The sequence below is a fragment of the Pseudarthrobacter sp. SSS035 genome (assembly GCF_023273875.1).
GTDB lineage: Bacteria > Actinomycetota > Actinomycetes > Actinomycetales > Micrococcaceae > Arthrobacter.
The window spans coordinates 2866120-2878943 of the sequence record NZ_CP096882.1 but is presented as its reverse complement, the minus strand read 5'-3'; the positions used below and the strand labels follow the sequence as shown (position 1 = coordinate 2878943).

General features: G+C 65.9%; 11 protein-coding genes. 5 read left to right on the top strand and 6 right to left on the bottom strand.

Features of this window, described 5'->3' with window-relative positions; all coding sequences use genetic code 11:
• Positions 1 to 140 precede the first annotated feature (140 nt).
• The 4 genes from MUN23_RS13250 to MUN23_RS13235 form a co-directional block, all read right to left on the bottom strand.
• On the bottom strand, positions 141 to 1610 hold the full coding sequence (locus MUN23_RS13250) for a rhamnulokinase family protein (protein WP_248758865.1): 1470 nt from the start codon (positions 1608 to 1610) through the stop codon (positions 141 to 143).
• The gene (locus tag MUN23_RS13245; protein WP_371875906.1) at positions 1607 to 3688 is read right to left on the bottom strand and encodes a bifunctional aldolase/short-chain dehydrogenase; all 2082 of its coding nucleotides are present in this window, start codon (positions 3686 to 3688) and stop codon (positions 1607 to 1609) included. Before MUN23_RS13245 ends, MUN23_RS13250 begins: the two co-directional genes overlap by 4 nt.
• Positions 3676 to 4842, bottom strand: a complete 1167-nt coding sequence (gene rhaI / locus MUN23_RS13240) for an L-rhamnose isomerase (protein ID WP_248758859.1) — start codon at positions 4840 to 4842, stop codon at positions 3676 to 3678. The genes MUN23_RS13245 and rhaI overlap by 13 nt, the downstream gene beginning before the upstream one ends.
• 100 nt (positions 4843 to 4942) lie before the next feature.
• Positions 4943 to 5290 (bottom strand): L-rhamnose mutarotase, encoded by a 348-nt coding sequence (locus tag MUN23_RS13235; RefSeq protein ID WP_248764081.1) that lies wholly within the window; start codon positions 5288 to 5290, stop codon positions 4943 to 4945.
• A 150-nt stretch (positions 5291 to 5440) separates the two neighbouring features.
• Between MUN23_RS13235 and MUN23_RS13230 the strand changes: the two genes are divergently transcribed.
• From MUN23_RS13230 to MUN23_RS13210, 5 genes are all read left to right on the top strand, one after another.
• Positions 5441 to 6472: a LacI family DNA-binding transcriptional regulator gene (locus tag MUN23_RS13230; RefSeq protein WP_248758857.1), complete on the top strand. Its 1032-nt coding sequence runs from the start codon at positions 5441 to 5443 to the stop codon at positions 6470 to 6472.
• 122 nt (positions 6473 to 6594) lie between these two features.
• Positions 6595 to 7059, top strand: coding sequence for an iron chaperone (locus MUN23_RS13225; RefSeq protein ID WP_248758854.1), 465 nt, complete (start codon positions 6595 to 6597; stop codon positions 7057 to 7059).
• Between the two features lie 106 nt (positions 7060 to 7165).
• The gene (locus MUN23_RS13220) at positions 7166 to 8557 is read left to right on the top strand and encodes an FAD-binding oxidoreductase (protein WP_248758852.1); all 1392 of its coding nucleotides are present in this window, start codon (positions 7166 to 7168) and stop codon (positions 8555 to 8557) included.
• A gap of 32 nt (positions 8558 to 8589) precedes the next feature.
• Positions 8590 to 8751 carry a hypothetical protein gene (locus MUN23_RS13215; protein ID WP_248758850.1) on the top strand — a complete coding sequence of 54 codons (162 nt, stop codon included), beginning with the start codon at positions 8590 to 8592 and terminating at the stop codon, positions 8749 to 8751.
• Between the two features lie 107 nt (positions 8752 to 8858).
• Positions 8859 to 10133, top strand: coding sequence for a Gfo/Idh/MocA family protein (locus MUN23_RS13210; RefSeq protein WP_371875905.1), 1275 nt, complete (start codon positions 8859 to 8861; stop codon positions 10131 to 10133).
• Here the strand turns inward: MUN23_RS13210 and MUN23_RS13205 are convergent.
• Both MUN23_RS13205 and MUN23_RS13200 read right to left on the bottom strand, forming a co-directional pair.
• Positions 10126 to 11415, bottom strand: a complete 1290-nt coding sequence (locus MUN23_RS13205; protein ID WP_248758848.1) for an ABC transporter substrate-binding protein — start codon at positions 11413 to 11415, stop codon at positions 10126 to 10128. The two genes, MUN23_RS13210 and MUN23_RS13205, sit on opposite strands and share 8 nt — an antisense overlap.
• Positions 11416 to 11533: 118 nt before the next feature.
• Positions 11534 to 12793, bottom strand: a complete 1260-nt coding sequence (locus MUN23_RS13200; RefSeq protein ID WP_248758846.1) for an MFS transporter — start codon at positions 12791 to 12793, stop codon at positions 11534 to 11536.
• Positions 12794 to 12824: the final 31 nt, after the last annotated feature.

Below are 12824 nucleotides of genomic sequence, written 5' to 3'. Positions count from 1 at the left end.
TGCCAGCCAGTCCCAGACCAGCCACTAAAATCCTCACAGACACTTGGGGCCTCCACCCTTCAGGCGTGAACCGGCAGCTAATAACCTCAAATCCGCAACTTGAGGTCATTAGCTGCCTGTTCGCGCGGGCTGGTGGGGGCTTACAGGCGGGAGAGCTGCGGCGTGAACGTCTGCAGCTCGTGCGATGACACCACCAGCCGGCGCAGTTCCGCGAGCCCGCCGCTGACGTGCCCGGCAGCACGGGCCTGCACCAGGACATTCCCGACGGCGGTGGCTTCTACGGGGCCTGCCACCACTTTCTTGCCGGTGGTGTCGGCCGTGAGCTGGCAGAGGAGCCCGTTCTGGGAGCCGCCGCCAACGACATGGACCACGTCCACGCTGCGGTCCGCCAGGCGTTCGGCGTCCGCGATGGCCCGCGCGTAGCCGGTGGCGAGGCTGTCCATGATGCACCGCGTAATGGCCGCCGGGTCATCAGGCAGGAGGCCCCCGGTGTGGCGGACCGTGGCGCGGATGCGGTGGGGCATGTTGTCCGGGGCGATGAACGCGGAATCGTCCGGATTGATCTGCGGGCCGCCCGGGGGCAGCGCCGCTGCGGCGTCGAGCAGATCAGTGAGTTCCGGGGTGAAGCCTTCGGCGGCCCAGGTCCGCTGGCATTCGCTGAGCAGCCACAGCCCGCCCATGTTGCGCAGGTAGCGGATGGTGCCGTCCACGCCGCGTTCGTTGGTGAAGTTCGCTTCCCGGCTGGCCTCGGTCAGGACCGGATAGCTCAGTTCCAGCCCCACCAGGGACCACGTGCCGGAGGAGATATAGGCAAAGTTCTCCTCCTGCGCTGGGACGGCGGCGACGGCGGAGGCCGTGTCGTGCGAGCCGACGGCCACCACCTTGGTGCCGGCCGGCAGTCCCACCCTGGACGCGATCTCCGGCAGCAGCGTGCCCACCGTTTCGCCGGGCTCGATCAGCGGCGGGAATGAGTCTTTCCGCAGGCCCAGAGCGCTGAGGAACTCGGTGGCCCACTCCCCCGCGACGGCGTCATACAGGCCTGTGGTGGAGGCGTTGGTGGATTCCGTGCGCCGCTGTCCTGTCAGGAAGAAGGCGATGAGGTCCGGGATGAGCAGCGCCTGCAGACCGTCCAGGTCCCGCTCGGTGGCCAGCTGGTACAGGGTGTTGAACTGCAGGAACTGCAGCCCCGTGGTGCCGTAGAGCCGGGCAGGGTCCAGTTTCCGGTGCACGGCCGCGACGGCGGCGCGGCTCCGGTCATCACGGTAGCTGTACGGCTGGGCCGTCAGTTCGCCCGCGGTGTTGACCAGGCCGTAGTCCACCGCCCAGGTGTCGATCCCGATGCTGGTGATGGTCTCGTCCTGCAGCGCCGCCACGGTGCCGGCGGCAGTGAGTCCCTTCAGCACCTCGGCGAACAGGGCGTCGAAATCCCAGCGGAGGCCGCCGTCGAACTCCACCACACCGTTGGGGAAACGGTGCACGGTTTCCAGCTCCACGCTGGAATCCCTGACCCGGCCCAGGATGACCCGGCCGGAGGAGGCGCCGACGTCGACGGCGGCGAACACCGTACCGCCGTCGACACCGCCCTGTGCATGGGATGCGGTGGCGTTCATCGCAGGAAGGCTGCGGCCACCCCGGCGTCCACGGGGATGTGGAGGCCGGTGGTGTGGGACAGTTCGTTGCTGGTCAGGACCGCGGCGGCGTTGGCCACGTGCTCGGGCAGGACTTCGCGCTTGAGCAGCGTGCGCTGGGCGTAGTACTTGCCCAGTTCCTGCTCGTCCACACCGTAGACGGCGGCGCGCTTGGCGCCCCAGCCGCCGGCGAAGATACCGGAGCCGCGGACCACGCCGTCGGGGTTGATGCCGTTGACGCGGATGCCGTGCTCGCCGAGCTCGGCCGCGAGAAGCCGGACCTGGTGCGCCTGGTCGGCCTTGGTGGCCGAGTAGGCGATGTTGTTCGGGCCCGCGAACACGGAGTTCTTGGAGGAGATGTAGATGATGTCCCCGCCCATGTCCTGGCCGATCATGACCTTCGCCGCGGCCTTGGAGACCAGGAAGGAACCCTTGGCCATCACGTTGTGCTGGAGGTCCCAGTCCTTTTCGGTGGTTTCCAGCAGCGGCTTGGAGATGGACAAGCCGGCGTTGTTGACCACCAGGTCCAGTCCGCCGAACGCCAGCACCGCTTCCTGGATCGCGGCCGCGATCTGTGCTTCATCGGTCACGTCTGCCTGGACACCGATGGCGACGTCCGCGCCGCCGAGCTCTGCGGCGACGGCCTGGGCGTTCTCCAGGTTCAGGTCGGCAATGACTACGCAGGCGCCCTCGGACGCCAACCGGGTGGCGATCGCCTTGCCGATGCCCGACGCCGCGCCGGTGACCAGCGCGATGCGGGAGGCGTGGGACTTCGGCTTGGGCAGGCGGGCGAGCTTGGCTTCCTCCAGCGACCAGTATTCGATGCGGAACTTCTCGGATTCCTCGATCGGGGCGTAGGTGGAGATCGCCTCGGCGCCGCGCATCACGTTGATCGCGTTGAGATAGAACTCGCCGGCAACACGGGCGGTCTGCTTGTTCGCGCCGTACGAGAACATGCCCACGCCCGGGACCAGGACGATGGCCGGGTCCGCGCCGCGCAGTGCCGGTGAATCAGCAACCGCATGGCGGTCGTAGTACGCCTGGTAATCCTCGCGGTAAACGGCGTGGAGTTCCTTCAGCCGGGCCACCGAGTCCTCGATGGAGGCATCGGCAGGCAGGTCCAGGATCAGCGGCTTGACCTTGGTGCGCAGGAAGTGGTCCGGGCAGGACGTGCCGAGCGCGCCGAGGCGCGGGTGTTCGGCGGCTTCCAAGAAATCAAGCACGACGGCGTCATCACTGAAGTGCCCCAGCTGCGGTTTGTCCGTGGATGCCAGGCCGCGGATCACCGGGGCGAGTGCGGCGGCCTTCGCTTTCCTTTCAGCTTCGGGGAGAGCGCCGTAACCGGCCAGTTGCGCTCCGAAGGGTTCGGCCTTGCCGTTCTCTTCGATGAACTTCTCGGCCTGTTCAATGATCCACAGCGAGTTCTGCTCGGCTTCTTCGCTGGTGGCGCCCCAGGCGGTGATGCCGTGCCCGCCGAGGATGGTGCCGATGGCCTGCGGGTTGGCGTCCTTGATCGCGGCGATGTCCAGGCCAAGCTGGAAACCGGGACGGCGCCACGGAACCCAGAGAACTTTGTCGCCGAAGACCTTGGTGGTCAGGGCCTCGCCGTCCACGGCGGTGGCAATCGCGATGCCGGAGTCCGGGTGCAGGTGGTCCACGTGCGCGGCGTCCACCAAGCCATGCATGGCCGTATCGATCGAGGGAGCGGCGCCGCCCTTGCCGTGCAGGCAGTAATCGAAGGCGGCCACCATTTCGTCTTCACGCTCGACGCCGGGGTAAACGGCCTTGAGTGCCTGCAGGCGGTCCAGGCGCAGCACGGCGAGGTTGCCGGCCGTCAGCGTGCCCAGGTCCCCGCCGGAGCCCTTGACCCAGAGCAGCTGGACGTCCTCGCCCGTGACCGGGTCCTTCTCGGTGCCCTTGGCCGAGGTGTTGCCGCCGGCAAAGTTGGTGTTCCGCTTGTCCGCCCCGAGGCGGTTGGAACGCGCAATCAGCTCTTCAACAGTCGTGTTGCCCGTGTTCAGGGTCTCTGTGTTCTGCGTAGTCATTGTTAGGCGCCCCATCCGGCTTGCTGGCCGCCGACGCGGTCCTCGTTGATCTGTTTCTGGTAACCGCTGGCCTTGAACGCGGCCATCGGGTCCGCGGGCAGGCCGCGGGATTCACGCCATTCGGCCAGGATGGGCCGGACGTCGGTGTAGAAGGCGTCGTTGAACACGCCGTTGGCGGCCAGGACATCCCCGGTCCGCTGGGCCTCGCCCAGGGCGGCGGTGTCAACCAGCAGGGCGCGGGCCGTCATTTCCTGGACGTTCAGGACCGAGCGGATCTGGCCCGGGATCTTCTCCTCCAGGTTGTGGCACTGGTCCAGCATCAGGGCCACACCGGAATCCTTGCCAAAGCCGCCGCCACGGATGACCTCGTACATGATCCGGAACAGCTGGAACGGATCCGCGGCCCCCACGATCAGGTCATCGTCCGCGTAGAAGCGGGAGTTGAAGTCAAACGAGCCCAGCTTGCCCAGACGCAGCAGCTGCATCACGATGAACTCGATGTTGGTGCCCGGCGCGTGGTGGCCGGTGTCCAGGCAGACCATCGCCTTCTCGCCCAGCGCCAGGGTCTGCGCGTAGGAGGTGCCCCAGTCCGGAACATCGGTGTGGTAAAAAGCCGGCTCGAAGAACTTGTATTCGAGGACCAGCCGCTGGTTCTCGCCCAGGCCGGCGTAGATCTCCTGCAGCGACTCGGCCAACCGGTCCTGACGCCCGCGGAGATCGTCCTGGCCCGGGTAGTTGGTGCCGTCCGCCAGCCAGATCTTCAGGTCCTGCGAGCCCGTGGCGTGCATGATCTCGATGCACTCCAGGTGATGGGCGATGGCCCGGCGCCGCACCGACCCGTTCGACGACGTCAGGGAACCGAACTTGTACTCGTCATCCTGGAACGTGTTCGAGTTGATGGTGCCCAGGCCCACACCCAGGCCGGCCGCGTACTCCTTGAGGGCGGCGTAGTCATCCACCTTGTCCCACGGAATGTGCAGGGCCACCGTCGGGGCAAGGCCGGTCAGCTCGTGCACCTTGGCGGCGTCCGCGATCTTCTCCTGCACAGACCGCGGTGTACCCGGCGTGCCGAACACCTTAAAGCGCGTGCCTGAATTGCCATAAGCCCACGAGGGGACCTCGATGGCAAGCTCCCCGAGCCTGCCCAGCGCCGTTGCTACGTCATTCATGTTGGTTCTTCCCGGTCTTGGTGATGTGGTCTGTTGTTCTGTGGTCTGTCTCAGGTGCTGTGATCCGAGTATTTGCGTCCCGCCAACGGGGCCAAGTGCGTCAGCTGCTGGTGTACTCCGCCGCCGCGAGCTGGTCGTCAAGATTGAACACTTCCTCGAGGACCTGGAAGCCTTCGTCGGGCGCCTGGTCCGGATTGTCGAACAACGTGGCCATCTCGGCCTGCCAGCGGGTGTTGACCTCGGTCAAGGCCATCCGCGCCCGGACGGCGTCGAAATCGTCGCATTCCAGGTAGCCGATGAGGAGCCCGTCCGCGCCCAGGAACAGCGAGTAGTCGCGCCAGCCAGCGTCTTGGAGCGCGCGGAGCATTTCGGGCCACACAGCCGCGTGCCGCCGTCGGTATTCGTCGATCAGCCCTGGCTGGACTGAGGAGCGGAAACACACCCTCATCTGCAACTCCCCTGAACTTTCCATGTTTTGAATCGTTTCATTAATACGATTCAAAGTACCCTTGAGACAAGTAGGTGTCAAGCAATTTCCCGGCCCCGGTCCCGGGACCAGCGAAAAGTACAGCACGCGGGCATATCAGCACGGAGAAACATGAATCGCTCAGCCAGCATCAAGGACGTCGCCAACCATGCCCAGGTGGCCGTGGGCACGGTATCCAACGTCCTGAACTACCCGGACAGGGTCTCGCAGCGGACCAAGGAACGGGTGCTGCGGGCCATCGAGGAGCTCGGCTTCGTCCGCAACGACGCCGCCCGTCAGCTGCGCGCCGGCCACAGCAGGACCATCGGGCTGATCGTGCTCGACGTCGGCAACCCCTTCTTCACGTCGGTGGTCCGTGCCGCGGAGGATGCCGCGGCACTCCAGGGCAGCGCCGTGCTGCTGGGCGACAGCGGCCACGATGCCAGCCGGGAATCCAACTACATCGACCTGTTCCAGGAGCAGCGCGTGCAGGGCCTCCTCATCTCGCCCGTGGGTGACGTGACCGCGCGCATCGACCAGCTCCGCGAGCGCGGTGTCCCTACCGTTCTGGTGGACCGGCTCGCCGATGAGAGCAAGTACAGCTCCGTTTCGGTGGACGACGACGCCGGCGGTTACCTCGCCGCCCGGCACCTACTGGACACCGGCCGCCGTCGGCTCGCCTTTGTGGGCGGCCCCACCTCCATCCGCCAGGTGGCGGACCGACTCCAAGGCGCAGAACGTGCCGTGAAGGAGGAATCGGATGCCACTCTTGAAGTCCTCGATTCCGACGGACAAACGGTGCTGGCAGGCCGGAGTGTTGGCAACCTGCTGGTGGAGCGGGGGCCCGGCGAGCTGCCGGACGGCATCTTCTGCGCCAACGATCTGCTTGCCCTGGGTGTGATGCAGTCACTGACCATGACGCACACGTTGCGGATCCCGGAGGACATTGCGCTGATCGGGTACGACGACATCGACTTCGCCGTCTCCGCCGTGGTCCCCCTCTCCTCCATCCGGCAGCCAACCGAGGCCCTGGGGCGCACAGCCATCGATCTGCTGGCCGAGGAACTCGAGTCCGGGAATCCAAAGCACCGGGCGGTCATCTTCACCCCCGAACTCGTGGTGCGCCAGAGCACCGGCCGGGCGAAGGGATCCTCCGCCGGCTAGGGACCTCCGCTTCCATCAGCTCCGGATTCGGGCAGTTTTGTATTCGAGCAGTTCTGGAGAAGCCTCCTTGACGCCCGGACACTAGCGTGGACCCCAAGAGACCGCCAAGGAAGGAACCCGCAATGACGGACACGAACAAGACCGGCACGAGCACCAAGTCGTACGACGGCTTCGATGCGGAGGAACGCGCCGCAATGAAGGAACGGGCCCAGGAGCTCAAGGCCGCATCGCGAAAGGATGCCCGCGCCGCTAAGCCGGATGGCGAAAGCGATGTGCTCGGGAAGATCGCCGAGATGTCGGACCCGGACCGCGCAATCGCCGAACGGCTGCATGCCATCATCAAGGAGAACGCGCCGGAGCTCGCGCCGAAGACCTGGTACGGGATGCCTGCCTACGCCAAGGACGGCAAGGTGGTTTGTTTCTTCCAGCCCGCCGACAAATTCAAGGCACGGTACCCGACGCTCGGATTTAGCGACCCCGCAAACCTCGACGACGGCAACATGTGGCCCACCTCGTATGCCCTGACCAAGCTCACTGCCGCCGACGAGGCCAAAGTCATTGAGCTCGTGAAGAAAGCAGTCAGCTAGCGGCTCAGCCTGCTCCGGACGGGGCGCCCGGGCTGCGGCAATTTCCTCTTGCCAGTTCGTGCCAACGGTGGGACTCTGCTGGAAGAGCGAGAGGTCCGTGAGTCCCATGGCACAAAGCACGGAGATCGACGGCGTTGCGGTCGATGAATTACAGACATCCTTTCGGGGCGACCTCGTCCGTCCGGCTGACGCTGGTTACGATCAGCATCGCAGGGTGTGGAACGGGTCGATTGACCGCCGTCCCGCACTTATAGCCCGCTGCACCGGCGTCGCAGACGTGCGAGCCGCCATCCGGCTCGCCCGCTCGCAGAACCTGCGGGTCGCCGTGCGGGGAGGCGGTCACAGCTTCCCCGGGCTGTCAGTGTGCGACGACGGAATGCTCATCGATCTCGGGCCCATGAAGGGCATCCGGGTGGACCCCGAGGCGAGAACGGCACGTGTCCAGGCCGGCGTACTGCTCGGCGAGCTCGACCGGGAGACGCAGGAGTTCGGCCTCGCCGTACCGTCAGGAATCGTCACCCATACCGGGGTTGCGGGCCTGACACTGGGCGGCGGCATCGGCTGGGTCATGCGGAAGTACGGACTCGCGATCGATCAGCTGCTGTCCGTGGACGTGGTAACCGCCGACGGCGAGCTGGTCAGGGCGAGCGAGAACGAGAACGCGGACCTTTTCTGGGGCGTGCGGGGCGGCGGCGGGAACTTCGGCATCGTCACAGACTTCGAGTTCCGGCTTAACCCCGTGGGCCCGTACGTGATGGCCGGCCCCGTGTTCTGGCCGATGGAAGATGCCCCGAAAGTTCTCCGCTTTTACCGGGATTGGATCGGGGACTGCCCCGACGAACTGATGACCATCGCCGTGCAGCGGCGGGCGCCGGCACTGCCGATCGTCCCGCCGGACCTGGTGGGCAAGCTCGTCCTTGCGGTCACCGCCTGCTACGCCGGCCCGGTTGAGGAGGGCGAACAGGTCTTGCGCCCGCTCAAGGACTTCGGTTCGCCCGTGCTCGATTTTTGCCGGCCCAAGCCGTTCCTGGAGCATCAGCGAACCTTTGATCCGTCGTTCCCGCACGGCTGGCATTACTACGTCAGGTCCTGTGACGTTGCAGCCCTCAGCGACGACGTCATCGACGTAGTGGTGGAGTACGGCAGCCGCATCACCTCGCCGGTCACGAGCGTCGCCCTGTGGCAGATGGGCGGCGCTGTGGGCAGGATCGACGACGGTGCTACCGCCTTCAACGGCCGCCAGGCCGGGTTCACGTTCAACATCAACGGCAACAGCAAGACCGCCGATGGTTTCGCCGCCGAGCGCCAGTGGGCCCGCGACTATTGGTCTGCCCTGGCGCCCCACCACACCAGCGTCTACGTGAACTTCCTGATGGAAGAGGGCGAGGAACGCGTCAGGCACGCGTACGGCGCCGCCAAGTACGACAGGCTGAAGGCACTCAAGCGCACCTACGATCCCACGAACTTCTTCAGGCTCAACCAGAACATCAGGCCCTGACTGATGACCTTGCTATCGGATCGGAGAACATCATGCTCAAAACCCTGCTCTGCAAGATGAACCTGCGCGACGATTGGCACATCCAAACCACGGACGACGGCGGCCGCTACCGGCGCTGCACACGCTGCGGTAAGTACCAGGAAGGCGGCAGTGGCGGCCGGAACGGCAACTGGGCAGCGCCACTGGGAATGTAACAACAGCCTGCAGGACGCACTGGACTATCACCATGGTTATGCCGCACACTGGATTCGGGAAAGCGCTTACCCAACCTTAGTGTCCTCCGGGGCAGGAACGGAGCCCCATGGCAACACCACCTTCCGCCGCGTCACAGTCCGGCCATCACGGACACGCCGGACACGCGGCATCAGCGGCGAGGGTGGCGCTGGTAGGCGTCCACGGCTTCGGCGCCCACCACCTGGGCAACCTTGAACGGCTGCAGGCCGCCGGCGTCGTCGACCTCGTAGCGGTAGCCGATCCCCAGCCGCCGGAACCGGGGTCCGTGCCGGCAGCAGCCGCAGTGTTTCCTGGGCTCACGGAACTTCTGGCGGGCACCCCGGACCTGGACGTGATCATCGTGGCCACCCCCATCCAAACCCATGCTCCGCTGGGCCGCGCCGCCCTGGCCACAACAGCGGACCTCTATCTGGAGAAGCCCCCGGTCGCTTCCCTGGCTGATTTCAACATCCTGTGTGACGCCGCACAGGCGTCCGGGCGAAGCGTGCAGATCGGCTTCCAGAGCCTGGGCTCGCACGCACTGGCGGCCCTTGAGGAACTCGTCGCCAGCGGCACCATCGGCACCCTCGAAGGCATCTCGGCAACCGGCCGTTGGGTCCGCGACAAGGCCTACTACAAGCGCTCCCGCTGGGCCGGGAAGCGGAGCATTGACGGGATCGACGTGGTTGACGGGGTCGCCACCAATCCCCTGGCCCACGCCGTGGCCACCGCGCTGCGGATCGCCGGCGCCCGGACCACGGCCGACGTTGCGTCGGTGGAAACAGACCTGTACCGCGCCAACGACATCGAATCCGACGACACATCCGTGATCCGGGTCCGCACCGCAACGGGGCTGCCCATCACCTGCGCCCTGACCCTCTGCGCCAGCGAATCCGTGGAGCCCTATGTCACGCTGCATGGCTCGGCGGGCACAGCTGTGTTCCACTACACCGAAGACCGCCTCACCGTGACCACTCCTGCCGGGCAGACCGAGCAGGTCTTCGGCCGGGACGACCTCACAGAGAACCTGCTTGCGCACCGCCGCGAAGGCAGCGAACTCATCAGCCCCATCACGGACAGCGGCGCTTTTATGCTGGTCCTCGAAGCCATCCGGACGGCACCGGCGCCCACGCCGATCGGGCCGCAGTACCTGCGCTGGGAGGGCGACGGCGACGCGGCCCACGCCGTGGTCATCGGCATCGAAGGCGCCCTGGAGCGTGCCACGCGTGAGCACGCAACCTTCAGCGAACTCGGCGTGCCCTGGGCCGTTTCGGCAGTACTTCCGCCGCCGGGTGCGGTTCGCATCCGGCGTCGTCCGTTTCTGGGTCGTCCGTTTCCGGAGGGTCGTGCCTCGCCTAGTTGAGCGAGCTCTTGATCTCCTCGATCGATTTCCTCGCCGCGTCCTGCGGGGAAATCCTGCTGAAGTGAACCTCGTTGGCGTACCGGGTCAGGACTTCGGAGACCGAACTGGATCCGGCGGGAGGCACGGCAGGGGCCTCCCCTACTTCATCGGCAATGTCATCGATGAACTTTGCCGTCAGCGCATCCGTGGGCGTCAGCTTCGGGCCCACGGCCGCGCGGACTTCCGAGTTGCCCGGGATGCCGCGGTCTGCCAGCCCGATTTCGCCGGCTTCGACGCTGTTGGCCAGGAAGTCGATGAACTTCTGGGTTTCGACCGGATGCTTGGACCGCGAACTGGCAGACCAGAACTGCGATGCCTTGTAGAACTGTTCGGCCTTGGACGCATCGCCCTCGACGCTCGGCGGCCGGTGGATCTCCAGCGCTTGCCCTGACGCCTTGGTCAGCGCAGCCAGCTGGTTGGACCACACCCAACCCATGGCGAAGCGGTTCGTTGCCAGGCCCTGCTGGTCCAGCGGTGCGCTGCCGTCTTCGGTCATCACCGACGCGGGCGGAACAGCTTTGGCGTCCCGCATCTTGGCCTGCATCTCAAAGTACTTGGTGGCGTCGGCCTCATCAAAGCCCAGGCCGCCGTCCGTGGCGAAAAGGGACTTGCCATGCTGGCGCATCCAGAGGTTGAAGGAGGCGTCACCTGTAAAGGCCCCGGAGCCGTAGATGCCTTCCTTGCTCTTGCTGGTGATGTCGGCCGCGGTCTTCATGTATTCGTCCCAGGTCCAGCTGGAATCATCAGGCAGGGACACCCCGCTGGCGGACACCAGCGCGGGATTGGCCAGGACCACCAGGGCATTCATGCCGGCGGTCACGGCGTACTGGCCGCCCTCGGTCTTTCCAGCATCTGCGGCGGCCTGGTCAAACTTGGACAGATCCACGTCTTTCAGCTCCAGCAGCGCCCCCCGTTCGGCGTATTCACCGAGGTACTGGGCATCCATCTGGATGATGTCCGGCGCGTCCTGGGAGGCCACCTGGGTGGCCAGTTTGTCCCAATATCCGGACCAGTCGCCGTACTCCCCCTCGATCTTGATGTTCGGGTTCTTCGCTTCGTAAGCGTCGATCAGCTTCTGGGTCATCTTGTGGCGGGTATCGGAGCCCCACCAGCTGAAACGCAGGGTGACCGGTCCGTCGGAGGCAGCCGGCGAGCTCCCGGCGCAGCCCGAAAGGGCCAGCGCCAGGACGGCCATGGCAGCCGCAACTTTGGGAATTCTGGATTTTCGGGCACGTGAAAGCATTCGTTGGTCCTTTGATCTGACAGTCGGGAGCGTCTCAGAAACCGCTTTCTCACAGAGTAGGTGTGAGCCGCACCACGCGTCAAGAACTCACACAAAGTTACTTTTCCTCACAGGACTGTCAGTTCCGCACCCGCCGCGAATTCAGCCACAGCAAGAGTCCCACAACGGCCGCGGACAGCATGGCCAGCGCACCGGTAACCACCAAGCCTGTCCGCACACCAAATTCCTCTGTCAGCCAGCCCGCCAGCAGGCCACCCAAGGCATGCCCGCCCAGCAGCAACGGCAGGTAAAGCGCCATCACCCTCCCCCGGACTTCGGGGCCTGCCTCCACCTGGACGGCCGTGGCGGCGCTCGTCAGGAACACCAAGGTCATTAAGCCCACCACAGCAAGCATCACGGTGAAAGCGACCAGGTTGGGCATCAACGCGGCAACCAGCTGCGAAAGCCCAAAGAGCCCGGCCGCGGCCACGATTCCCTTGCGGCCCATGGTCCTCAGCCGCGCGGCGAGCAGCGCACCGGCCAGGGCGCCGACGGCACCCACGGTGTTGAACAGGCCGAACCCCGCCGCACCGTTGTGCCACACCCGCTCGGCGAAGGCCGTCAGCACCACCGGACCGTTCATGCCAAAGGCCCCCAGCAGGCCGGCAAGGACGATGATCAGCAGCAGCGATGGCCGTTCCCGGACGTACCCGAAGCCGGCCAGCAGCTGGCCGCGCCCCCGGGATGCAGGGGCCGTCAGGTGCAGGAGCGCCGGCCGGACGGCGGCGATCATGACCAGCACCAGCACGGAAAGCAGGGCGTTCGCGGCGAAGGCGGCGGCGGATCCGGCCTGGGCGATCACCATTCCGCCAACGGCCGGTCCCACCATGGCGCCAAACTGGCCGATTGCGTTGTTGACTCCGATGGCCGGCCTCAGCCCGGCGTCGCCCACCACTTCGTTGATAAACACCTGGCGCGCCGGACCGTCGACGGCGGACGTCACTCCCAGCGCAATGCAGCTTCCGTACACGGCCCACACGGTGATGTTTCCGCCGGCGTCCCACGCAGCAAGTCCCAGGGCCAGCAGCGCGATCACTGACTGGCACACCATCATGACGCTGCGTTTGGGAAACATGTCCACCAGCAGGCCGCTGAGCGGACCGATGACCAGCATCGGCAGGAACTGCAGCGCCACGGCGATCCCCACGGCCGCCGGGCTCCCGGTCAGCTGCAGCACCAGCCAGTCCTGGGCCAGCCTCTGCATCCACATACCCATGCTGCCGGCGAAAGTCATGCCCATGTACAGGCGGTAGTTGTGCTGCGTCAGCGGCTGGAACCAGCGGAGCGGAGTTTGGGAGGTTTGTAGGGATTCTGCGGACTGCGGGTTGTCGGAAGACACGTCTGGCTCAACTCGGTAGTAAAGGTGAAAT

Excerpts from the sequence above, each read along its gene's own strand:
- MUN23_RS13210 (WP_371875905.1), top strand. The coding sequence starts at position 8,859 with ATGGCAACACCACCTTCCGCCGCGTCACAGTCCGGCCATCACGGACAC.
- MUN23_RS13205 (WP_248758848.1), bottom strand. The coding sequence starts at position 11,415 with ATGCTTTCACGTGCCCGAAAATCCAGAATTCCCAAAGTTGCGGCTGCC.
- rhaI (WP_248758859.1), bottom strand. The coding sequence starts at position 4,842 with ATGAATGACGTAGCAACGGCGCTGGGCAGGCTCGGGGAGCTTGCCATC.
- MUN23_RS13245 (WP_371875906.1), bottom strand. The coding sequence starts at position 3,688 with ATGGGGCGCCTAACAATGACTACGCAGAACACAGAGACCCTGAACACG.
- MUN23_RS13225 (WP_248758854.1), top strand. The coding sequence starts at position 6,595 with ATGACGGACACGAACAAGACCGGCACGAGCACCAAGTCGTACGACGGC.
- MUN23_RS13235 (WP_248764081.1), bottom strand. The coding sequence starts at position 5,290 with ATGAGGGTGTGTTTCCGCTCCTCAGTCCAGCCAGGGCTGATCGACGAA.
- MUN23_RS13250 (WP_248758865.1), bottom strand. The coding sequence starts at position 1,610 with ATGAACGCCACCGCATCCCATGCACAGGGCGGTGTCGACGGCGGTACG.
- MUN23_RS13230 (WP_248758857.1), top strand. The coding sequence starts at position 5,441 with ATGAATCGCTCAGCCAGCATCAAGGACGTCGCCAACCATGCCCAGGTG.
- MUN23_RS13220 (WP_248758852.1), top strand. The coding sequence starts at position 7,166 with ATGGCACAAAGCACGGAGATCGACGGCGTTGCGGTCGATGAATTACAG.
- MUN23_RS13215 (WP_248758850.1), top strand. The coding sequence starts at position 8,590 with ATGCTCAAAACCCTGCTCTGCAAGATGAACCTGCGCGACGATTGGCAC.